Here is a 21,512-nt window from a genome sequence, read left to right on the forward strand (position 1 = left end):
CGCCGTTTCGAACGGCGACAGGCTCTCTTGGGTGCGATGGGTGGCCATATTAGGTCAGAAGTCGGCGCGAAAGGTATCTGTTGACAGACATACGCAAGGCTGCGCTGCGTGGATGCAGGCCACGTTATGCGTCACCAGCGCAGCAATGCCTCCAGCATCTGCTCGATGCCCCAGAACCCGGCTACCCATACGACAGTGCGTAGATACGGAATGCCGACGATGTAGATCGGAAGGTAGGCCACGCGCGCCCAGACATAGACCTGTGCGCCCATGGCGGTTTGCGCGCCGGTCCGGTGCATCGCGACCACTGCCAGGGTGGCGGCAGCGAAGAACGTAAAGGTTTCCAGGAAATTCCGGTTGGCACGGTCCGCGCGCGCGGCATGCTTGTCCAGCGGCTGCGGCTCTCCGTCGCGGTTGCCAGCGTTCCAGCGCAACCCGCGCTGCCAGGTACCCAGAGCGGCCGCCACCAGCACATGCGCCAAGCCCAGCACCACCGCCCAGCCCAGCATTTGCAGTTCGATGTTCATCCCACATCTCCGATAAATGCAGCACAGGCCGGCGTTCCGGACGCCGAGCCATTGGATTGCGTCACGCCACCACCGGCAGGGTGGCACTGCACTACCGGCAAGGGTCGCCCGGCTTGTACTGACCTGACGCATACGCATCAGGCAGCGCGCTGGATGCAGTCCCGCCCGCGCCGATCGCGCCGCAGCCGGCGGCAGGCAAACCGGTCCGCGGCGTGCATCCGCGGCAGGACTTCGTCCGTATGTGTGGATGAACCGTCCACAGGCTGCACTCATGACTCCTCCGCCCTCCCCGCTGGAAACGCCGTCCCAGCCGGCCGTGATCGCTTCGGTCGACCGGGGCAGCGCAGCGGCAGCGCCGAGGCCGCACTGGCTGCGCGAGATGCGTCACTGGATCGACAGCGGCACAGCGGTGAACGTGGACGCCAGCCGCGAGGATAGGATCGACTGGCTGCGTGCGGTGCCGTTCGTCGCGCTGCACCTGGCCTGCCTTGGCGTGATCTGGGTGGGGGTTTCACCGGTTGCGCTGATCGTGGCATCCGCGTTGTATGCGGTGCGCATGTTCGCATTGACCGGGTTCTATCACCGCTATTTTTCACATCGCACCTTTCGCACCTCGCGCATCGTGCAATTCGTGTTCGCGGCTATCGGCGCATCCTGCGTGCAGCGCGGGCCGCTGTGGTGGGCGGCGCATCACCGCCATCACCACCGGGTAACGGATACGCCGGCCGATCCGCACTCGCCGGGCGTACACGGCTTTTTGTGGAGCCACATGGGCTGGTTCCTGACCCCGCGCAACTTCCGCACCGACCTGTCGCGGGTGCCGGACCTGGTGAAGTACCCGGAGTTGCGCTGGCTGGATCGTTTCGACATTGCCGTGCCGGTGGTGCTGGCGGTGGCGATGTACTTCCTCGGCATGCTGCTGCAGCACGTGGCGCCGCAACTGGGCACCAGCGGCGGGCAGATGCTGGTGTGGGGCTTCTTCGTTTCCACCATCGTGCTGTTCCACGCCACGGTGACGATCAACTCGCTGGCGCACCGCTGGGGTTCGCGTCGCTTCGCCACGCACGACGACAGCCGCAACAACGTGTGGCTGGCCCTGCTCACCTTCGGCGAAGGCTGGCACAACAACCATCACTTCTTCCCCGGCTCCGTGCGCCAGGGTTTCCGCTGGTGGGAGATCGACCTGACCTGGTACGGCCTGAAGCTGATGGCACTGCTGGGGCTGGTGCATGACCTGAAGCCGGTACCGGCCTGGGTCCACAACCGGACGAGGAAGTAAGCCATGCGCATCGCAGTCGTGGGTTCGGGTATTGCGGGCATGGCTTCGGCGTGGCTGCTGTCGCGCCGGCACGAGGTGACGCTGTTCGAGGCGAACGACTATATCGGTGGCCACACGCATACCCATCACGTCGAACTGCACGGCCGTCGCTATGCCGTGGACAGCGGCTTCATCGTGCACAACCCGGTGCACTACCCGCTGCTGACGCGACTGTTCGACGAGCTGGGCGTGGTCTCACAGCCGACCACGATGAGCTTCTCCGTGCGCAACGAAGTCAGCGGCCTGGAATACAACGCCGCCACGCTGGACACGCTGTTCTGCCAGCGCCGCAACCTGCTCTCGCCACGCTTCCACGGCATGGTGCGCGACCTGTTCCGTTTTTACCGCGAGGCACCATCGCTGCTGGACGCACCCGAACCCGGACCCACGCTGGGCGACTGGCTGGCCGAGCATCGCTACGGCGCGGCATTCCGCGACGAGCACCTGCTGCCGATGGCGTCGGCGCTGTGGTCATCGCCCTCAGTGCAGATCCTGACGTTCCCCGCGCGCTACCTGGTGCAGTTCATGGCCAACCACCAGATGCTGCAGGTCAGTGGCCGGCCCGAGTGGCGCGTGGTGCGCGGCGGCTCGTCCAGTTATGTGCGTGCCCTGCGCGCGCGCTGGAACGTGCGCGAGCGGCTGGGTTGCCCGGTGCATGCGGTGCATCGCCATGCCGATGGCGTGGACGTGCACACCGCCACGGACAGCCAGCGCTTCGACCAGCTCGTGCTGGCCTGCCACAGCGATCAGGCGCTGACACTGCTGGCCGATGCCGGCGAACGCGAGCGCGAGATCCTCGGTGCCATGCCGTATCAGGCCAACGACACCGTGCTGCACACCGATGCGTCGCTGTTGCCGCGCCGGCGCAAGGCCTGGGCGGCGTGGAACGCCTTCATCCCACGCGATCCGGACGATGCCTGCACGGTCAGCTACTGCATGAACCTGCTGCAAGGCATCGATGCGCCCGCGCCGTTCGTGGTCACGCTCAATCGCACGGCGGCGATCGATCCGGACAAGGTGCTGGCGCGCATGCGCTACCACCATCCGCTGTACAGCCACGCCTCGGTCGCCGCGCAGGCACGCAAGGCGGAGATCCAGGGCCAGCGCCGCACCTGGTTTGCCGGCGCGTACTGGGGTTGGGGCTTCCACGAGGACGGCATGCGCAGCGCAGTCGAAGTGGCCGCGGCACTGGGTACGTCATGGACCGACGCCGTGCCTGCCGTGGCACGTCGCCCGCGACTGGAGCGGGTGGCATGACCGCGCGCCCTGCCCGCGTGGCCATCGCGCCACAGCCGTTGGCCAGTGCCGTCTACGAGGGCACGGTAATCCATCGCCGGCATGCGCCGAATCCGCATGCCTTCAGTTATCGCATGGCGCAGTTGTATCTGGACCTGGACGAAGTGGATCGCGTGTTCGAGCAGCGCTGGCTGTGGTCGAACGGCCACCGCAACATCGCCGAATTTCGTCGCAGCGATTACCTGGGGCCGAGTGAACTGCCGCTGGCCGAAGCGGTGCGTCGGCGCGTGGAGCAGGTCATCGGTCGTCGTCCCGAAGGGCCGATCCGCCTGCTTGCGCATTTGCGCTACGCCGGGCTGGTGTTCAATCCGGTCAGCTTCTACTACTGCTACGCGCCGGACGGCCAGACGCTGGACTGCATCGTGGCCGAAATCACCAATATCCCGTGGAAGGAACGCCACGCCTACGTGCTGCCGGTGGAAACCGCCCAGGTGCATGGCCGCGCACTGACCTGGACGTTTCCGAAGATCTTCCACGTCTCGCCCTTCATGCCGATGGATCGCGGCTACCGCTGGCGCTTCACCCCGCCTGGCGACGAACTGCATGTGCACATGGACGTGCTGCGCGACGGCGCGCGCGAGTTCGATGCCCACCTGCACCTGCAACGCTGCCCGCTGACCGGCCCGGCGCTGGCCCGCGTGCTGTGGCGCTATCCGCTGATGACCGGCCAGGTCGTCGGCGCCATCTACTGGCAGGCGCTTCGGCTGTGGCTGAAACGCAACCCCGTCCACGACCACCCGTCATCGATCTGAGGCCCACGCATGAACGCCATCGTCAAACCGGCTGTCGACACCGCCACTCCATACAGCGCCCTCGACCGATTTCTGCGCCAGCGACTGATCGCGCAGATGCAGGGACTGCAGCACGGCCGCCTGCTGCTGCGCGATGCGCAGGGCAGCGTGGTGCTGGGCACGCCGGCGAGCGGGCACGCGGAGCTGATCGTGCACATCGACGTGCTCGACCCCGGCTTCTATCGCGCGCTGGCCGCCAATGGCAGCGTCGGCGCGGGCGAAGCGTGGATGGATGGCCTGTGGGAGTGCGACGACCTGGTCGGCCTGATCCAGCTGCTGGTGCGCAACCGCGACCTGCTCGACGGCATGGAAACCGGGCTGGCCCGGCTCGGCGGCATGGCGCTGCGTGCGTGGCATGCCCTGCAACGCAATACGCTCAGCGGCAGCCGCCGCAACATCGCTGCGCACTACGACCTCGGCAATGATTTCTTCAAGCTGTTCCTGTCGCCGGACCTGATGTATTCCTCGGCACTGTGGGCTGGCGCCAACGACACGCTGGAAGCGGCCTCGTTCCGCAAGCTGGAAACCATCTGCCACCAGCTCGAACTCAAGCCGGGCGACCGCGTGGTGGAGATCGGCACCGGCTGGGGCGGCTTTGCAGTGCACGCAGCGTGGCATTACGGCTGCCACGTCACCACCACCACCATCTCGCGCGAGCAGCACGCACTGGCCAAGGCGCGCGTGGCCGAAGCCGGCCTGCAGGATCGCGTGACCTTGCTGCTCAAGGATTACCGCGATCTGGAAGGACGCTACGACAAGCTGGTCTCGATCGAGATGATCGAAGCCATCGGCGCGGAATACCTGGACGTCTATTTCGCAAAAATCGGCAGCCTGCTCAAGCCGGACGGCCTCGCCCTGTTGCAGGCCATCACCATCGAGGATCACCGCTACGAACAGGCGCTGCATTCGGTGGATTTCATCAAGCGCCACGTGTTCCCGGGCAGCTTCATTCCCTCGATCAGCGCAATGCTGGCAGCGAAGACCCGCGCCAGCGACCTGGGCCTGATCGCACAACAGGATTTCGGCGACTCCTACGCGCGCACCCTGCACGCCTGGCGCCAGCGCTTCATGGCCCGCCTGGACGAAGTACGCGCGCAAGGCTTCGATGATCGTTTCATCCGTCGCTGGGAGTTCTACCTGGCCTACTGCGAAGGCGGCTTTCGCGAGCGCTCGATCGGCGTGTCGCATCTGCTGCTGGCCAGGCCCGGCTTCCACCGCGGCGCCGCGGAACTGACCACATGAAGTTCTGGATCACCCTGATCGCCTACGAGGCGGTGTGGTTCATCAGCGTGATCGGCGCCGGTCGCGGGCACACGTGGCCGGCTCTGCTGGCCGTCGCGCTGCTCGCCGTATGGCGGCTTTGCGTATCGACGGCGCGTGGTGTGGAGCTGCGCTTGATGGGACTGGCTTTCGTGCTCGGCCTGGTGTTCGACGGCGTGCTGGTGCGCAGTGGCCTGCTGGTCTACGCCGCGGCATGGCCGGCCGGGATAGCACCCGCGTGGATTCTTGCCTTGTGGCTGGCCTTCGCGCTCACCATCGTGCCGCTGTTCGGCTATCTGCAGGGACGACCATGGCTGGCCGCCGTGTTCGGCGCCATCGGCGGTCCGATGGCCTATCTTGGCGCCGCGCGCGGCTGGCATGCGGTGAGTTTCACGTCTCCGGCGTGGCATGCGCTGCTGTGGCTGGCGCTGGGCTGGGGCATCACGTTGCCGCTGCTGACCGTGCTGGCACGACGCTGGTCGCAGCATCCGAACCCCACGGCACTGCGGAGCGTGTCATGAATCCGTGGCTGGCGTTGCTGCTGCTGTGGCTGTTCGCGGCCGTGATGATGACGCTGGGCTGGCGCTGGCAAAAGCGCCACCGCAATACCGGCATTGTCGATGCGCTCTGGGCCGCGGGCCTGGGCGGCGGTGCGGTGTGGCTGGCGCTGTGCGGCACCGGCGCATCCATTCCACGCATCCTGCTTGCCGTCTGTGGCTGCCTGTGGGGCGCACGACTGGCATGGCACCTGTGGCAGCGCGTCGGCCACGAGAAAGAAGATGGTCGCTATGCGCAGATGCGCGCGCACTGGCACGGCCATCAGGGAAAACTGTTCGCGTTCTTCCAGTTCCAGGCCGCGCTGATCATGCTGTTCGCGCTGCCATTCGTGGCGGTGTCGGCCAACGCCGCGCGCGCACATGGTTGGCTGATCACCGGCGTCGTCATCTGGCTTGTCAGCGTGCTGGGCGAGTCCACCGCCGACCGCCAACTCGCGCGATTCCGCAGATATCCGCTGAACCGCGGCAAGACCTGCCGCGACGGCCTGTGGCGCTATTCGCGACATCCGAACTACTTCTTCGAATGGCTGCATTGGTTCGCCTACGTGTGTTTCGCGGTGGGTGCGCCATTCGGCTGGCTGGCGTGGTCCGGGCCGCTGCTGATGTACGTATTTCTGCGCTGGATCAGCGGCATTCCCTGGACCGAAGCGCAAGCCCTGCGCACGCGCGGCGAAGACTACCGCGCCTACCAGCGCAGCACGCCGATGCTGTTTCCGTGGTTTCCCAAAACTTCCCGTGAATCGAGGAATTGACGTCATGAACACCGTCTCGATCGAACATCCCGAATTGGCGCAGGCGGAACTGGCGCAAGACCGCCCGGCCGCCGGCGTGCTTGGACTGGCCGAGCGCGGCCTGATCCCCGACGCGCTGTTGCGCCACGGCATCCGCAAGTGGTGCGCGCAACGCCTGCGCGAAGAACGCAGCGGTGGCATCGCCGCGCAAGCCGAACGCTTCGACCAGCGCATCGCCGAACTGCGCCACAGCCCGGTGGCGATCCACACCGACGCGGCCAATGCGCAGCACTACGAATTGCCGGCGGACTTCTTCCGCCTCTGCCTCGGGCCACGGCTCAAGTACTCCGGCTGCTACTACCCGGAGGGCAACGAAACGCTGGGCGAGGCGGAAGACGCCATGCTGCGGCTGTACGGCGAGCGCGCCGAGCTGCGCAACGGCCAGCAGGTGCTTGAGCTGGGCTGCGGCTGGGGTTCGCTCACGCTGTGGATGGCCGAGCAATATCCCGACTCGCGCATCACCGCCGTGTCCAATTCGCACAACCAGCGCCGGCACATCGAGGCGCAGTGTCGTCAACGCGGCTTGCTCAACGTGCGCGTGATCACCGAGGACGCCAACACGCTGGCACTGGAACCGGCACAGTTCGATCGTTGCGTGTCGGTGGAGATGTTCGAGCACATGCGCAACTACCAGACCCTGCTGGGTCGCATCGGCGAATGGCTGAAGCCCGGCGGCAAGCTGTTCGTGCACATCTTCGCGCATCGCACGCTGATGTATCCGTTCGAGACCGCGGGCGAGGACAACTGGATGGGCCGGCACTTCTTCACCGGCGGACTGATGCCGGCCGCGGACACCCTGCTGCACTTCCAGCAGGCGTTGCAGATCGAACAGCGCTGGCTGGTCGACGGCACGCATTACCAGAAGAGCGCCAACCAATGGCTGCAGCGACAGGATCGCCAACGCGACGCGGTGATGGCCGTGCTGGCCCAGGCTTATGGCGAACATGCCGCGCTGTGGTTCCAGCGCTGGCGCATGTTCTGGATGTCCTGCGCCGAACTGTTCGGCTACGCCGATGGGCAGGAATGGCTGGTGGCGCACTATCGTTTCGTGCGCCCGTGAACCCTGCCGACGTCAATGCAACCACCACGGAGACCCACCGATGCGCCCTTCCAGAAAATTCGCGCTGATCGGCGCCGTGCTGCTTGGCAGCGCCACCGTCGCGGCCTGCGCCAGCGACCTGCCACCGATCACGCCCGTCGCCCATGTCGACCTGCCGCGCTTCATGGGCAAGTGGTACGTCATCGCCACCATTCCCACCATTTTCGAGAAGCACGCCTTCAACGCGGTGGAAACCTACACGCTGCAACCGGACGGCAACATCCACACCACGTTCCGCTTCAACAACGGCGGCTTCGACGGCCCGGTCAAGCACATCCAGTCCACCGGTTACGTGCACGCAGGCAGCGGCAACGCGGTATGGGGCGTGAAGCTGTTCTGGGGCTTCAAGGCGCAATACATCGTGGCGTGGCTGAAGCCGGACTACAGCGAAATGATCGTGGCGCGCGACAAGCGCGACTACACATGGGTGTTCGCCCGCACACCGAACGTGTCGCCGGCGGATTACGCGGCGCTGGTCGCACGCGTCAAGACGCTGGGTTATGACGTGTCGAAGCTGCGCAAGGTGCCGCAGCAGTGGCCGATGGCGAAACAGCAACCGTAAGAGCCGATGCCGGGTCGCATCCCTGGGGTCTCCGGCACCGTATCAGTGATGGGACGCTTCGCGTTCCACCCACCACCCACGGAGTATCGCCATGACACGTTCCCGGTTCCCTGCCTGCCTCCTCCTCGTCGGCGCCATGGTGCTTGCGCCCGCCATGGCCGCCGAAGCGCCGCCCTCGGCCAATGCGCAACATGAACTGGTTGGCGCGCGCGGGCTGAGCTTGTACACGTTCGATACCGATGGCGACACTGGCCACAGCCAATGCTCCGGCCCGTGTGCCACGGTCTGGCCACCCTATGCCGCGGTTGCGGGCAGTCATGCCGGCGCTGGTCTCAGCGTGATCACCCGCCCTGACCACACGCTGCAATGGGCATTCAAGGGTCGACCGTTGTACCGCTATGCCGGTGACACGAAACCCGGCGACCATCGTGGCGACGGCATCAACGGCACCTGGCACATCGCGCGCGAAAATTGATGATGCCGCGTTGCATCTTTTTGCATTGACGCCTCGTACCTCCTGCATGGCGCGCTTTTGCGCCAACACGGGAGGAAATCATGCACAAGCATCGTATGAGCCGGGCCATCGCGCTCGGTGGGCTCGCGCTGGCAGGCGCGCTGGTGTCGCTGGCGGCCGCCGCGGATGACGACTCGTCCGGCGCACCGGCGAATGTCAGCGGCAAGTTGCTGCTTACCGGCGGCGTCTCGGAAATCGGCGGCGCCGCGGGTGGCGGCCTCACGCCGTGGGCAGTGATCGGTGGCTACGGCACCAATGACCAGATCGGCGCCAACGCGTTCTACACCCGCGTGAACACGCAGAATTACCACCTGGACGATGCCGGCGTGATGGTGGGCCTGTACAACCGCGTGGAAGTGTCGTTCGCTCAGCAGCGCTTCGACACCGAGAAGGTGGGTGGCCTGCTCGGACTGGGCGACGGATTCACCTTCAAGCAGAACGTGATCGGCGTGAAGGTGCGCCTGTTCGGCGATGCCGTGCTCGACCAGGACAGCTGGATGCCGCAGGTATCCGTCGGCATGCAGTACAAGAAGAACAACCAGGATGCCGTGGTCAAGTACGTCGGCGCCAAGCGTTCGCAGGGCACCGACTATTACATCAGCGCCACCAAGCTGTTCCTTTCGCAAAGCCTGTTGCTCGATGCCACGGTGCGCTTCACCAAGGCCAACCAGCTCGGCATCCTCGGCTTCGGAGGCGACAAGAACAACAGCTACCAGGCCGAGTTCGAAGGTTCGGCGGCCTATCTGCTCAGCCGCAACTGGGCCATCGGTGCCGAGTATCGCCAGAAGCCGAACAACCTCGGGATTGCCAGGGAAGACAACTGGTACGACGCCTTCGTCGCCTGGGCGCCCACCAAGCATGTCTCACTGACGCTGGCCTACGCCAATCTCGGCAACATCGTGATCAAGGACAACCAGCACGGTCTGTATGCGTCCGTGCAGGTCGGCTTCTGACATCCACGCCATTCGATTCGAGGACAAACCCATGCTCAAGCATTCCGTTGCAACCGCCCTTCTCGCCGCCGGCTTGCTGCTCGGCAACCATGCCGCCGCGCAAGACACGATGGCGATGCCGAACCAGTCCGCCGCGATGGCAGCCTCGGCACCACGCGACCCGGCACTCAAGCCCGTCTTCGAGGAGTTCGGCGGCAAGCCCGGGCTGGTCTCCCTGGTGAACGACTTCATGGACAACCTGATGGCCGACCCGGTCACCCATCCGTTCTTTGCCAATGTCGATCGTGAACACGTCAAGAAGGAACTGGTCGACCAGTTTTGCGTGATCCTGGATGGCCCCTGCACCTATAGCGGCCGCGACATGGCATCGGTGCACAAGGGCATGGGCGTGAATCGCGCAGACTTCAATGCCCTGGTCGAAGACCTGCAGAAAGCGATGAACCAGCACAAGATCCCGTTCCGCGCGCAGAACAAACTGCTGGCGAAACTGGCCCCGATGCACAAGGTCATCATCACCAAGAAATGAGTGCGTGCCCGACGCTATTCGCGGTACGCCGCGAATAGCGGATCGCGCCTGACGGCTTGCCGGACGCTCAGGCCAGCAGGCGTTCGCACACGGCGCGATAAAGTTCCGGCAAACGTTCCAGGTCGGCCACGGCCACGCATTCGTCCACCTTGTGGATGGTGGCGTTGACCGGCCCCAGCTCGACCACCTCGGCGCCCAACGGCGCGATGAAGCGCCCGTCGGACGTGCCACCACCGGTACTCTGTTCGGGCTCGATGCCGCACAGCTCGCGGCACACCGCCACCACCGTTTCACGCAAGCGACCGTCTGGTGGCGTGAGGAAGGATTCGCCGGAGAGATTCCACTCCAGCGTGAAGTCCAGGCCATGTCGATGCAGGATCGCTTCGGTGCGCTGGCGCAGCTCGTCGGCACTGCTGGCGGTGCAGAAGCGGAAATTGATCAGCGCCTTCAACTCGCCCGGAATCACGTTGGTGGCGCCGGTGCCCGCGTTGAGATTGGAGACCTGGAACGAGGTCGGCGGAAAGTCGCTATTGCCTTCGTCCCAGCGCTCGGCAGCCAGTTCGGTGAGTGCGGGCGCAAAGGCATGAATCGGATTCAGCGCCTTCTCCGGATAGGCGACGTGCCCCTGCACGCCACGCACCGTCAGCGTGCCTGAAAGCGAGCCACGCCGACCCACGCGAATCAGGTCGCCGAGCTTTTCCTTCGCCGACGGCTCGCCCACCACGCACCAGTCGACGCGCTCGCCACGCTCGCGAAAGTGCGCGGCCACGCGACGCACGCCATCGAGATTGGTCGGGCCTTCCTCGTCGCTGGTCAGCAGCAGGGCCACGCGACCGGGATGATGGGGATGCGTGCCGACGAACTGCTCCAGTGCCACCGTCATCGCCGCCACCGAACCTTTCATGTCGGCGGCACCACGGCCGTACAGACGGCCATCCGCGATCTCGGCGGCGAACGGCAGATGGCGCCATGCCTGCTCCGGGCCACTCGGCACCACGTCGGTATGACCAAGGAAAACCAGGGTCGGCCCACCCTCGCCATGCACGGCCCACAGATTGTCCACCTCGCCATGGCGCATCCGCTCGAGGCGGAAACCCGCACGTTCCAGCCGCTCGGCCAGCAGTTCCTGGCAACCGGCATCGTCGGGGGTAACGGAGCGGCGACGGATCAGGTCACGGGCAAGTTCGAGAACGTCGGACATGGGGCACGCATGGCAAGTGGCAACGACGTTGCAGCATAGCAAGCATGCAAGCGCGGGGGCGCGGCGAGGCAACGTTCAGACCGTGACGATATGGCCCAGCAGATGCCCCACGCCGTAGGTGACGGCCGCTGCGGCCACGGTGATGGCGAATTGGCGTGCGACCGAGAACAGCATGCCGCGGCCGGTGAACAGCGAGGTGCCGGTACCGATCAGCGCCAGCCCCACCGCGGTGGCCACCGCGCTGCCAAACATGGCCGTGTGGCCATGCAGGAACAGATACGGCGCCACCGGAAACGCGGCGCCGAAGGCGAACAGGCAGAACGACGACGTTGCCGCGCCCCAGGCCGAGCCGCCAAGCTCGGTCGGGTCGACGCCAAGGTCCTCGCGCACCACGGTGTCCAATGCCGCGCGCGGCGTTTCGGTGAGATGCCGGGCCAGGTGCACGGCTTCGGCACGACCCAGCCCCTTGTCGTGGTAGATGCCGGCGATATGGCGCACGCCGTCCTCCGGCGCCACCGCCAGCCGCTCGGCACGCTCGGTGATCTGCGCCTGGTAGAACTCGCGCGAGCTGTTCACCGAGAGCCATTCGCCCAACGCCATCGAACAGGCACCGGCGACCAGGCCGGCCAGCCCCGCCAGCAACACCGCGCGATCGCTGCTGGCCGCGCCAGCCATGCCCATCACCAGGCTGACGTTGGAGACCAGACCGTCATTCGCGCCGAGCACGGCGGCACGCAAGGTGTTGCCGCTTTGCGCGCGATGGTTGTGTCCACGTCCGCGGTTCACGTGGGGCGAAACGAAATGATCGCGGTGGCCATTGCGGTCCACCGGGGTCTCGGCATGATCGGCGTGTTCCAGCCGCACCACGGTCGGCATCACGAACTCGGTGCCGAAGGTTTGCGCGAACCAGCCCAGCGCGCGCACCCGCAAGCCCGTGCGCGATGTCGGCACCACCGCACCCAGTTCGCGCAGGCGTGATTCCCAGAAATCAGCGTTGGCCTGCTCGCCCTCGGCGATGCGCTGGTAGGCGCGCGCCAACCGCACATCCGTGGCCACCTTCGCCAACCGCGCATACAACGCGGCGTTGTCGCGTTCGATGCGCAGATTGATGCGATAGCGGCGGATGCGGTGATCGCTCACGGGCCTGCTCCTCAATCGTCCAGTTCATCGTCGCGCTGGCCCAGCCAGACCAGCATCGCCAGCAATACGAGGGCGAAGCGGAACGCACTCTGGATGCCATTCCACTGGCTGGACATCCACATGCCGAACCATTCCCCGCCAACGGCCACGAAACCGCCAAGCCACAGCACCACGCCCACGGCGAGTCCAAGCACGGCCACGCGTTTGGCGCGATGGAAGGCCGCAGCGCTGGCGCGACGGGCACGCCACAACCGCCACGTTCCCCACCAGCACAGCGCCGCAGCCAGCGCCTCGATCGCGATGATCAACGCATAGGCGCCACGCTGCAGCAGTGGCGAATGGATGGCGCGGTACCGGATGCCGGCATGCGGGAAGATCGTGTCCATCGCCAGCACGTGCTGCACGAACGGCCAGTTGCTGCCGTAATCGGTGAGATTGCCGAACGCCACCAGCGCGATCCACAGCGCGATCGTCGCCAGCAGCAGGATCTTGGAAAGGCGCACGATCATCGTCGCCTCCTGCCTATTTTCCGAACAGTTTCTTGAAACCGTTGTCGCTGAAGCCCACGCTCACCGCACCGTCTTCGGGCACCACCACGGGGCGGCGCACCAGCGCCGGGTATTCCTTCAATAGCAGCGTCCACTCCGGATCACTGCCCGGGTTCTTGCGCTGCGGCAACAGGTTGCGCCAGGTAGTCGACGACTTGTTGACCAGCTTCTCCCAGCCACCGAGTTGCTGCGCCCACGCCTTCAACGTGGCCGCCGGCACCGGGTTGGCACGGTAGTCCACGAAGGTGAACGGCACCTCGAAACGATCGAGCCAGTTGCGTGCCTTGCGGCAGGTATCGCAGGTGGAAAGGCCGTAAAGCGTAGTCATGCCAAGTTCCCGGTAGGAGCCCGCTGGCGGGCGATGCTTTTGGATGGATGCGGGAGCTTCCCAGGCGGGCGATGCACCTCAACTGCATCGCCCGCGATGCGGGCTCCTACTCGGCGCTGCGCAGCAACTCGTTGACGCCGGTCTTGCTGCGCGTCTTTTCGTCTACCTGCTTGACGATGATCGCGGCGTACAGGCTGTGCGAGCCGTCCTTCGCCGGCAGGTTGCCGGCCACCACCACGCTGCCGGCAGGGATGCGGCCGTAGCTGGTTTCGCCGGTGGCGCGGTTGTAAATGCGCGTGGACTGGCCCAGGAACACGCCCATGCCGATCACGCTGCCTTTCTCCACCACTACGCCCTCGACCACTTCCGAACGCGCACCGATGAAGCAGCCATCCTCGATGATGGTCGGGCCAGCCTGCAGCGGTTCCAGCACGCCGCCGATGCCGACACCACCGGACAGATGCACGCCCGCGCCGATCTGTGCGCAGGAACCCACCGTGGCCCAGGTGTCGACCATGCTGCCTGCGCCCACGTACGCGCCGATGTTGACGTAGCTGGGCATCAGCACCGCGTCTTTGGCGATATGCGCGCCGCGGCGCACCAACGCGCCCGGGACCACGCGCGCGCCGAGGTTCTGCAACTCGGCATCGTCGCCATGGGCGAAACGCAGCGGCACCTTGTCGAAGGCCTGCGCCGGGCCGCCATCGACCACGCGATTGCCGTTGATGCGGAAGTACAGCAGCACCGCCTTCTTCAGCCACTGGTTGACCGTCCAGCCACCCTTCCCGTCGGGCTCGGCGACGCGGCGTTCGCCGCTTTCCAGCAGCTCGATCACCTGGCTCACCGCGGGGCGCAGATGGGTTTCGATCTCGCTCTGGGTCAGTTCATTGCGGCGCTCGAAGGCGTCGTCGATCAGGGATTCGATGCTTTGCATGGAAATGGACGTCCAAATGGAAAGAGGCGGGGCGCCCCATTGTGCCTGCTGCAGCGCCCCTGCGAAACCGCCCTGGCGTCAGAACCCCACACTGAGGCCCAGCGACGGCCCCTTGTACAGCACCTTGTTGCCCGCACCCTCGAACGAAGTGCGCATATAGCGATAGCCGGCGTACGCGTAAATCGAATGGGTAAGACTCAGGCGCAGTTGCGCGCCATAGTCGTAGCTGTGCCGGATGCGGCCGTTGGCAGCGCCGGAAGGCATGTAGAAACCGTAGCCGCCCACCGACACCAGCGGAATCGGCGTGGCAACGAACAACGAGCCCCCCAGTTCCACGCCGCCACCGCTGCCGTAGCGGGTGTCCTGGTACTGATAGCGCGCGCCCACCGCCCAATGCACCAGCGGCGTGGGCGGCGCGATCATCAGGCCCACGGTGTAGATCTTCGCGTTGCCGCGGTCGCTGTCGGTATGCAGGTAGCCCACGTTGGCGTGCAGCGCCGGCAGCAAGGCCGTATCGGCCTGGACACCGAAAGCGCCATCGCCGCCGCTGGCCGAGATGCTGGTGGCGTGGGCGGGCAAGGCCACCGCCACGGCGGCCGTCGCGGCTACGAGGAAAAGCATCTTGTGGATCATCGAACACTCCGTGTGGGCATCGCATGCATCGACAGGCCGCCGGCATGGACGCACCGCGGCGTGTCGCACCTCATGCGAATGGGGAAAACGATGCGGCATGCTAACCGCATCGCGCCGGGCTGGCACGCCGTTCCCATGGATGCCGTTCACGCTTTTCGCCTTCGCATCCCGCCTTGGGGCCGCGCGGATCAGAGCATGAAATGCCGGGCGGACATGCCCAGGGCGAGGTACTGCGCCAGCACGATCCACCCTGCCAGCGTGGTCCGCTCGACGACGTTGCCATCCTGCCGACGCAGTGCCAGCCACAACGCCAGGGGTATCAGGGTGTAGCGCCCGTCGATCAGCCATGAGGCAGACAAGTAGAAGGCAGCGAACGGAAACAGTACCCATGCCTGCGGCAGCACGAATCGCGTACCGGCCAACGCGCATGCGGCGACCGTGGCGACCAGGCCGAAGCCCAACCAGGCCCAGCGCGGCCCGTCGACCGCCACCAGCACCGCGTTGTGGATGAAATAGTCGGGGCTGACATGGTTGAAGAAGTTGTCGACCTTGAAGCCGGTGACGTAGACCAGTAACACGATCACGGGAAGCAGCCACGGCCAGTATCGTCGACATGCTTCGCGCCCGAACCACCGCAACCCGCCAATCAGCTGCAGCGGCATGAGGACGCCGGCGACGAACAACAGGAAGAACGGGTTGCCCCAGTGAAAACTCATGTCCGGATGGATCAGCGCCTCGGGCTTCGAGAAAACGATGGTGCCGTTCCACGCCCAGTACACGACAAACAGCACAACCACGGCCAGGTACGGCCATGCAATCGCCAGCATCCGGTACCCAGCCCGCCATGGCCGCCAATCCGTTTCTTGCAACAACGGCCACAGGGCGAAGCTGGCCAGAAAGCCAGCCCAGACCACATCGTTCTGCCGCACCAGCAGGGCCAGCAGCAGAATCCCACCCGACAGCACATGGCGCCCACCACGCGTCGCCCACAGCGCGGCAAGCACCAGTGCAACCGACAGGATGTCCGTATAGACCAGGAATCCGTAGGGATACAACAGTGGAAAGAACGCGAACTGCGCTGTCGCCCGCGCCGCATGGCGGCGATCCACTCCGCGTCGCAGCAGATAGAACATGCCGATGCACGCCAGGTCGAAGCCCATGTTCACGACGCGCATGGCCGCCAGCGTGTCGTGACCGGCCAACGCCAGCAACCCGGCCACCAGTAGGTGGTAACCGGGGATATTCGTCAGTGTGGGCAACACCCGGAAATGGCCATGCAGGAAATCGTGGATCTGCGCGGCATGAACCAGCTCGTCGCCGATCAGCATCGGTTCCCGGATCGCGCGCAGGGCCGCCAGAGCCCAGGCAAGCGCAAGCACGGCAATGGCCAGAAGCTGCCAGCGCCTGCGTGAAACAACATCGGCGATGCGATTCGATGTCGCACCCGTGTCGGACCACCGCTTGCCCATCCCTGCTCCCCATCCTGCAACCATCACGGCATCGTCGAACACCGCGCGGCTGCACGGCAAGTCTTTCACCTCAGGCGCTGGCCTTGGCATTCCCCACGCGCCGCAACAGTGCCTGCAGCAGTTTTTCCTGCTGCTCGCCGGACAAGGGCGCGTCATGCCGGTCGGTGATTTCGAAGAAATCTTCCACGCGCTCGCCGAAGGTGGCGATGCGTGCATCGTGCACGCGCACGCCCACTTCAAGCATGGCGTGTGCGGCGGCGGCCAGCAGGCCGGGGCGATCGGTGCATACCAGCGCCAGCTGGGTACGCTCGCCGGCCGCGTTGAAGGCGATCTTCGGCGGCATCTGGAAATACTTGAGGTGGCGCGACATGCTGCGCTTGGCCGGCGCAACCGGCGCCGGTTGCGCCAACGCGCGTTGCAGCCGTACGCGCAATTCCTCCGCGCGCGGCAGGCTGGCTGGCTCCTGGGTGTCCGATTCGAGCAGCAGGAAGGTATCCAGCGCACGTCCCGTCTGCGATTTCAGGATGCGCGCCTCCACCACCGAGAAACGCATGCGGTCGAGCATGGCGGTGACGGTGGCGAACAGGCCATCGCGATCGGCGGCGTAGACGAACAATTCGGTGCTGCCGCGCACCGAGAACGGGTGCACTTCGATCAGCGGCGTCGCACCCTTCGCACGCAGGATGGCCAGGGTCTGCCAGGCAATCTGCTCGGGCCGGTGGCGCAGGAAGCTCAGGTCGGGGAAATCGGCCCATACCGTGGCAATCGCATCGGCGCCAAGCCCTTCGGCCAGCAACAGGTTGAGGGCGCGCTCGCGGCATTCGCGCACGCGCGCCGAGGCGTGCAGCGGCAACTGCACGTCGCTGCGCAGGGCATAACGGGCCGCGGTGTAGAGATCGGCGAGCAGGCGGTCCTTCCACGCATTCCACAACCGCGGGCTGGTGCCGATGATGTCGGCCACGGTCAGCACGTATAGATGATCCAGCCGCGCCCAGTCGCCCACCTGATCGGCAAAACGCTGCACCACCGCGGGATCGGTGATGTCCTGGCGCTGGGCGGTGGTGCTCATCAGCAGATGCCAGCGCACCAGCCAGGCGACCAGTTCGATGTCTTCCGGCGGCAGATCCAGCTTGGCGCAGAACGCGCGCGCATCTTCCTCGCCCAGCACTGCGTGATCACCACCACGCCCCTTGGCGATGTCGTGGAACAGCCCGGCCAGCAGCATCAGCTCGGGTTTGTCGAACGTGGGCCAGATCTCGCAGCCAATGGGAAAATCGCGACGCGCTTCCGGATCGGCAAAGCGTGCCATGTTGCGCAGCACGCGCAGCGTGTGCTCGTCCACCGTGTAGACGTGGAACAAGTCGTACTGCATGCGTCCGAACACGGTGCCGAACGCCGGCAGCACCGCGGCCAGCAGGCCGTGCCGGTTCATCCGCCATAGCGCATCCACCGCCGGAGCACCACGTCGCAGCAGGCGCAGGAACGCGGCCAGCGTCTGCGGATCGTCGGCCAGTGCCGTGCCGTGGATCGCGGTGGCCTGGTGGACGCGGCGCATGGTGTCGGCGGTGAAGCCGATCAGCCCCGGCTGGTCCAGCCGGGCGATGAAGATTTCCACCAGGGCAGCGGGCCGACGCATGAACAGCTCGGCATCGCGCACCGCCAGCCGCGAGCCGTAGCGCACGAAATCCTCGCCCACCGGTTGCGCCGCACTGGGCGTTTCCAGCATCTCCACGAAGCGTTCGGCAATCTGCATGCCCAGCCGTTCCACCAGACTGGCGGCGCGGTAGTAGCCCTGCATGAACTGCTCGACGCCCAGGTTCTTGGCGTGTTCGTCCTCGAAGCCCAGTCGCGTGGCCAGCCCGCGCTGGTAGTCGAACAGCAGCCGCTCTTCCGGCCGCCCCGCCTCGAGATGCAGCGCGTAGCGATAGCGCCGCAAGGTGGTTTCGGCCTCGCACAGGCTGACGCGTTCGGCCGGATCGAGCAGGCCCTCATTCTGCATGTCCTCGAGGCCGCCGGCATGGGCCAGCCGACGTCCCAGCCAACGCAGCGAATCGAGCGTGCGCAGGCCACCGGGGCCGTCCTTGAGATTCGGTTCGAGGTTGTAGGCAGTGTCGTCGTAGCGGGCATGGCGGGCGTCGCGCTCGGCCAGTCGCGCGGCCAGGTACTCGCGCGGCGGCCACAATTCGGGATCGTCCACGATGCCGCGCAGGACCGCATCCAGGGCCGGGTCGCCGGCCAGCCGATACGCATCCAGCAGGCTGGTGAACACGCTGGCATCCTGCGCGGCCAGGCTGCGGCACTGCGCCGGCTCGCGCACGGCATGCCCCACCTTCAGACCGATGTCCCACAGCGTGGCAAAGCATTGTTCCAGCGCACGCAAGCGCGCTGGCTCGGGATGCTCGGCCAGCACCAGCAGGTCCACGTCCGAACAGGGAAACAGCAGGCCACGACCAAAGCCGCCCACCGCGAACAGTGCCGCGCCGGTCACGTCGCCGAGACAGGCACCCCACACATGGATCACCACGCGTGCCACCGACTCACCACGCCGCCGCGCCAGCGCACTGGCATCGGCGCCATCGCGAAAAGCAGTGGCGAGAGCGCGATCGACGTCGCCCAGCAATTGCCGCAGCGCGCGGCGCGCCTCGTCGGGCACGCCCGAACGCGGCACCGCAGGGGGCAGGCGCGGCAAGGGCGGCAAGGGAATGGGTCGGGGGGTGGCCACGGTCGTCATGGCACCCAGTACAGCACGGCTCAGGGCCTGTTCAAAGCCTTGCCGGGGCGCGCGTCAAACGCCGTTGTGGCGTCGGCGCCACACGATCACCACGCCTGTCGCGCTGACCAGCACCAGGATCGCCAGCGTGTACGCTGCCGGATTGCCCAATCCCAGCGCATTGGCCAGCAGCACCAGAGCAATCGTGGCCAGCAGTTGCAGCGACAGGATCAGCCGCAGCCCGGCGCCCGCCTCCGGCACGCCCATGCCCTTCAGCATCAGCACCATGGAATACGTCGGTACCCACAGGATACTGAGCGCGATCAGCGCCAGCGAGACGAGGAAGATGCCGCTCATGTGCCGCTGCGCCGGGCCGTGGCCATCGGATCAGGCATCCGGCCAGGGCGTGAGGATCTCGAAGCCGTCGTCGGTGACGGCCAGCGTGTGCTCCCACTGCGCCGACAGCGAATGATCCTTGGTCACCACCGTCCAGCCGTCCGGCAGCTGCTTGGTCTGCGGCTTGCCGGCGTTGATCATCGGCTCGATGGTGAAGGTCATGCCCTTCTTCAGCTCCAGCCCGGTGCCGGCCTTGCCGTAATGCAGCACCTGCGGCTCGTCGTGGTAGATCTTGCCGATGCCGTGGCCGCAATACTCGCGTACCACCGAGAAACCGGCCGCCTCGGCGTGTTTCTGGATCGCATGGCCGATATCGCCCAGCGTGGCCCCGGGGCGCACCGCGCGGATGCCCGACATCATCGCTTCATACGTGGTGTCCACCAGGCGCTTGGCCAGCACCGACGGCGTGCCGGCGATGTACATGCGGCTGGTGTCGCCGTGCCAGCCATCCTTGATCACGGTGACGTCGAGGTTGACGATGTCGCCGTCCTTGAGCACCTTGCCCTCGTTCGGAATACCGTGGCAAATCACGTGGTTGACCGAGGTGCACAGTGTCTTGGGGAAGCCGTGGTAGCCCACGTTGGCGGGAATCGCCTTCTGCACGTTGACGATATGCTCGTAGGCGCGCCGGTCCAGTTCCTCGGTGCTTACGCCGGGTTTGACGTAATCCTTGAGCATGGCCAGCACTTCGGCGGCCAGCTTGCCGGCAACGCGCATGCCTTCAAGGTCTTCGGGGGTTTTCAGGGTAATGGCCATGATTTCGCCTGTCAGGCGGCACAGCCGCTTCGAATCCGGTGGCTTGCCGCGTCGCCGGCGTACCGGCTACAATTGGATGGTTTTGCAGGCTGCAATCGGCGCATTTCACGCCATGGCATCGCAAAACGAACGGGAATTGTAACCGCGACGCGGTACAACACCCAAACCAACGCCACACACGCATCGGCACCGCCTTCGGGGTGCCGCGGTCGTTTCCGCCACTGAACAGGAAACGTCGCGGTCGAAGCCGGGGATGCGTGGAGGTCCCAACCCCCGGGCCCCAAGGGCCCAGACAATTCGGAGCAACACCATGGCACAAGTCACCATGCGCCAAATGCTTGAAGCTGGCGTGCATTTCGGTCACCAGACCCGTTACTGGAACCCGAAGATGGCCCCGTACATCTTCGGCGCGCGCGGCAAGATCCACATCATCAACCTCGAGAAGACCCTGCCGCTGTTCACCGACGCGATGAACTTCCTGTCGGGCCTGGCGCAGAAGCGCGGCACCATCCTGTTCGTCGGCACCAAGCGTTCGGCCCGCGAGCCGTTGGCCGAAGAGGCTGCACGCGCCGGCATGCCGTTCGTCACCGCGCGCTGGCTCGGCGGCATGCTGACCAACTTCCGCACCGTGAAGCAGTCGGTGGCCCGCCTGAAGGAACTGGAAGCGGCCGAGACCGACGGTTCGTTCGACAAGCTGGTCAAGCACGAAGTGCTGGCCCGTCGCCGCGAGCGCGACAAGCTGGAAAACTCGCTGGGCGGCATCAAGAACATGAACCGCCTGCCCGACGCGCTGTTCGTGATCGATATCGGCCACGAAGACATCGCCGTGCAGGAAGCCAAGAAGCTCGGCATCCCGGTGATCGCCGTGGTCGACACCAACTACAACCCGGAACTGGTCGATTACGCCATCCCGGGCAATGACGACGCCATCCGCGCGATCCAGCTGTATGCCCGCGCCGCTGCCGATTCGATCCTGGAAGGCAAGGCCGCCGCGCCGTCCGCCGCCCAGGGCGACGCCAACGAGTTCGTCGAGCTGGACGAGGAAGGCAATCCGGTGGCCAAGGACGACGAGCGCAAGTCCGCCCCGCGTCGTGACAACCGCGGTCCGGCCAAGAAGGGCGCTGGCGCCCCGCGCCGTGATGGCGGCCGTGGCTCGCGCGGCGGCGACACCGCCTGAGCGACTGCCACGTGATTTTCCGCTGC

At 65.9% G+C, this 21,512-nt stretch carries 23 protein-coding genes; 12 read left to right on the forward strand and 11 right to left on the reverse strand.

The features are described from left to right. Positions 1 to 131: 131 nt before the first annotated feature. A complete protein-coding gene (locus AB7849_RS00620; protein WP_008216906.1) occupies positions 132 to 527 on the reverse strand; it encodes an MAPEG family protein in 396 nt (131 codons plus the stop codon). Positions 528 to 798: 271 nt separating this feature from the next. Between AB7849_RS00620 and AB7849_RS00625 the strand changes: the two genes are divergently transcribed. The 11 genes from AB7849_RS00625 (at position 799) to AB7849_RS00675 (ending at position 10,194) form a co-directional block, all read left to right on the forward strand. Continuing rightward, positions 799 to 1,806, forward strand: coding sequence for an acyl-CoA desaturase (locus AB7849_RS00625; RefSeq protein ID WP_008216904.1), 1,008 nt, complete (start codon positions 799 to 801; stop codon positions 1,804 to 1,806). 3 nt (positions 1,807 to 1,809) lie between these two features. Further along, on the forward strand, positions 1,810 to 3,102 hold the full coding sequence (locus AB7849_RS00630; protein WP_008216902.1) for an NAD(P)/FAD-dependent oxidoreductase: 1,293 nt from the start codon (positions 1,810 to 1,812) through the stop codon (positions 3,100 to 3,102). Beyond that, a complete protein-coding gene (locus tag AB7849_RS00635; RefSeq protein WP_008216901.1) occupies positions 3,099 to 3,893 on the forward strand; it encodes a DUF1365 domain-containing protein in 795 nt (264 codons plus the stop codon). Before AB7849_RS00630 ends, AB7849_RS00635 begins: the two co-directional genes overlap by 4 nt. Positions 3,894 to 3,902: 9 nt before the next feature. Continuing rightward, positions 3,903 to 5,174 (forward strand): class I SAM-dependent methyltransferase, encoded by a 1,272-nt coding sequence (locus tag AB7849_RS00640; protein WP_369500479.1) that lies wholly within the window; start codon positions 3,903 to 3,905, stop codon positions 5,172 to 5,174. After that, the gene (locus tag AB7849_RS00645; protein ID WP_008216895.1) at positions 5,171 to 5,713 is read left to right on the forward strand and encodes a DUF2878 domain-containing protein; all 543 of its coding nucleotides are present in this window, start codon (positions 5,171 to 5,173) and stop codon (positions 5,711 to 5,713) included. Before AB7849_RS00640 ends, AB7849_RS00645 begins: the two co-directional genes overlap by 4 nt. After that, the gene (locus AB7849_RS00650; RefSeq protein ID WP_008216893.1) at positions 5,710 to 6,501 is read left to right on the forward strand and encodes a DUF1295 domain-containing protein; all 792 of its coding nucleotides are present in this window, start codon (positions 5,710 to 5,712) and stop codon (positions 6,499 to 6,501) included. The genes AB7849_RS00645 and AB7849_RS00650 overlap by 4 nt, the downstream gene beginning before the upstream one ends. A gap of 4 nt (positions 6,502 to 6,505) precedes the next feature. Then, entirely contained in the window at positions 6,506 to 7,600 is a 1,095-nt protein-coding gene (locus AB7849_RS00655) for an SAM-dependent methyltransferase (RefSeq protein WP_008216891.1), read from the forward strand. Positions 7,601 to 7,640: 40 nt separating this feature from the next. After that, positions 7,641 to 8,201: a lipocalin family protein gene (locus AB7849_RS00660; protein ID WP_369500480.1), complete on the forward strand. Its 561-nt coding sequence runs from the start codon at positions 7,641 to 7,643 to the stop codon at positions 8,199 to 8,201. Between the two features lie 91 nt (positions 8,202 to 8,292). Next, positions 8,293 to 8,676, forward strand: coding sequence for a COG4315 family predicted lipoprotein (locus tag AB7849_RS00665; protein ID WP_008216887.1), 384 nt, complete (start codon positions 8,293 to 8,295; stop codon positions 8,674 to 8,676). An 80-nt stretch (positions 8,677 to 8,756) separates the two neighbouring features. Then, positions 8,757 to 9,668, forward strand: a complete 912-nt coding sequence (locus AB7849_RS00670; protein WP_008216884.1) for a DUF3034 family protein — start codon at positions 8,757 to 8,759, stop codon at positions 9,666 to 9,668. 31 nt (positions 9,669 to 9,699) lie between these two features. Then, positions 9,700 to 10,194, forward strand: coding sequence for a group I truncated hemoglobin (locus AB7849_RS00675; protein ID WP_008216882.1), 495 nt, complete (start codon positions 9,700 to 9,702; stop codon positions 10,192 to 10,194). Between the two features lie 67 nt (positions 10,195 to 10,261). Here the strand turns inward: AB7849_RS00675 and dapE are convergent, their stop codons facing one another. The 10 genes from dapE to map all read right to left on the reverse strand — a co-directional run bounded on the left by dapE (position 10,262) and on the right by map (position 20,309). Next, positions 10,262 to 11,395 carry a succinyl-diaminopimelate desuccinylase gene (gene dapE, locus AB7849_RS00680; RefSeq protein ID WP_008216880.1) on the reverse strand — a complete coding sequence of 378 codons (1,134 nt, stop codon included), beginning with the start codon at positions 11,393 to 11,395 and terminating at the stop codon, positions 10,262 to 10,264. 75 nt (positions 11,396 to 11,470) lie between these two features. Next, positions 11,471 to 12,535, reverse strand: a complete 1,065-nt coding sequence (locus tag AB7849_RS00685; RefSeq protein WP_008216878.1) for a VIT1/CCC1 transporter family protein — start codon at positions 12,533 to 12,535, stop codon at positions 11,471 to 11,473. 11 nt (positions 12,536 to 12,546) lie between these two features. Next, positions 12,547 to 13,044, reverse strand: coding sequence for a DUF2165 family protein (locus AB7849_RS00690; protein WP_008216876.1), 498 nt, complete (start codon positions 13,042 to 13,044; stop codon positions 12,547 to 12,549). A gap of 13 nt (positions 13,045 to 13,057) precedes the next feature. Further along, positions 13,058 to 13,411 carry a Spx/MgsR family RNA polymerase-binding regulatory protein gene (locus tag AB7849_RS00695; protein WP_008216874.1) on the reverse strand — a complete coding sequence of 118 codons (354 nt, stop codon included), beginning with the start codon at positions 13,409 to 13,411 and terminating at the stop codon, positions 13,058 to 13,060. Between the two features lie 106 nt (positions 13,412 to 13,517). After that, positions 13,518 to 14,345 carry a 2,3,4,5-tetrahydropyridine-2,6-dicarboxylate N-succinyltransferase gene (dapD, locus tag AB7849_RS00700; protein ID WP_008216871.1) on the reverse strand — a complete coding sequence of 276 codons (828 nt, stop codon included), beginning with the start codon at positions 14,343 to 14,345 and terminating at the stop codon, positions 13,518 to 13,520. Between the two features lie 78 nt (positions 14,346 to 14,423). Continuing rightward, entirely contained in the window at positions 14,424 to 14,978 is a 555-nt protein-coding gene (locus AB7849_RS00705) for a YfaZ family outer membrane protein (RefSeq protein WP_008216868.1), read from the reverse strand. Positions 14,979 to 15,166: 188 nt separating this feature from the next. After that, positions 15,167 to 16,507 carry a hypothetical protein gene (locus AB7849_RS00710; RefSeq protein WP_369500481.1) on the reverse strand — a complete coding sequence of 447 codons (1,341 nt, stop codon included), beginning with the start codon at positions 16,505 to 16,507 and terminating at the stop codon, positions 15,167 to 15,169. A gap of 10 nt (positions 16,508 to 16,517) precedes the next feature. Continuing rightward, the gene (gene glnD, locus AB7849_RS00715; RefSeq protein WP_092703983.1) at positions 16,518 to 19,178 is read right to left on the reverse strand and encodes a [protein-PII] uridylyltransferase; all 2,661 of its coding nucleotides are present in this window, start codon (positions 19,176 to 19,178) and stop codon (positions 16,518 to 16,520) included. 54 nt (positions 19,179 to 19,232) lie between these two features. Continuing rightward, positions 19,233 to 19,514 carry a hypothetical protein gene (locus tag AB7849_RS00720; RefSeq protein ID WP_008211763.1) on the reverse strand — a complete coding sequence of 94 codons (282 nt, stop codon included), beginning with the start codon at positions 19,512 to 19,514 and terminating at the stop codon, positions 19,233 to 19,235. A 30-nt stretch (positions 19,515 to 19,544) separates the two neighbouring features. Further along, complete coding sequence (gene map / locus AB7849_RS00725) at positions 19,545 to 20,309, reverse strand: type I methionyl aminopeptidase (protein WP_008211762.1); 765 nt, start codon at positions 20,307 to 20,309, stop codon at positions 19,545 to 19,547. A 310-nt stretch (positions 20,310 to 20,619) separates the two neighbouring features. Here map and rpsB point away from each other — a divergent pair, with 310 nt between their 5' ends. Continuing rightward, entirely contained in the window at positions 20,620 to 21,486 is an 867-nt protein-coding gene (rpsB, locus tag AB7849_RS00730; RefSeq protein WP_092703987.1) for a 30S ribosomal protein S2, read from the forward strand. The last annotated feature ends 26 nt before the right edge of the window (positions 21,487 to 21,512 follow it).

This window comes from Rhodanobacter sp. FW021-MT20 (genome assembly GCF_041107475.1).
GTDB lineage: Bacteria > Pseudomonadota > Gammaproteobacteria > Xanthomonadales > Rhodanobacteraceae > Rhodanobacter_A > Rhodanobacter_A glycinis.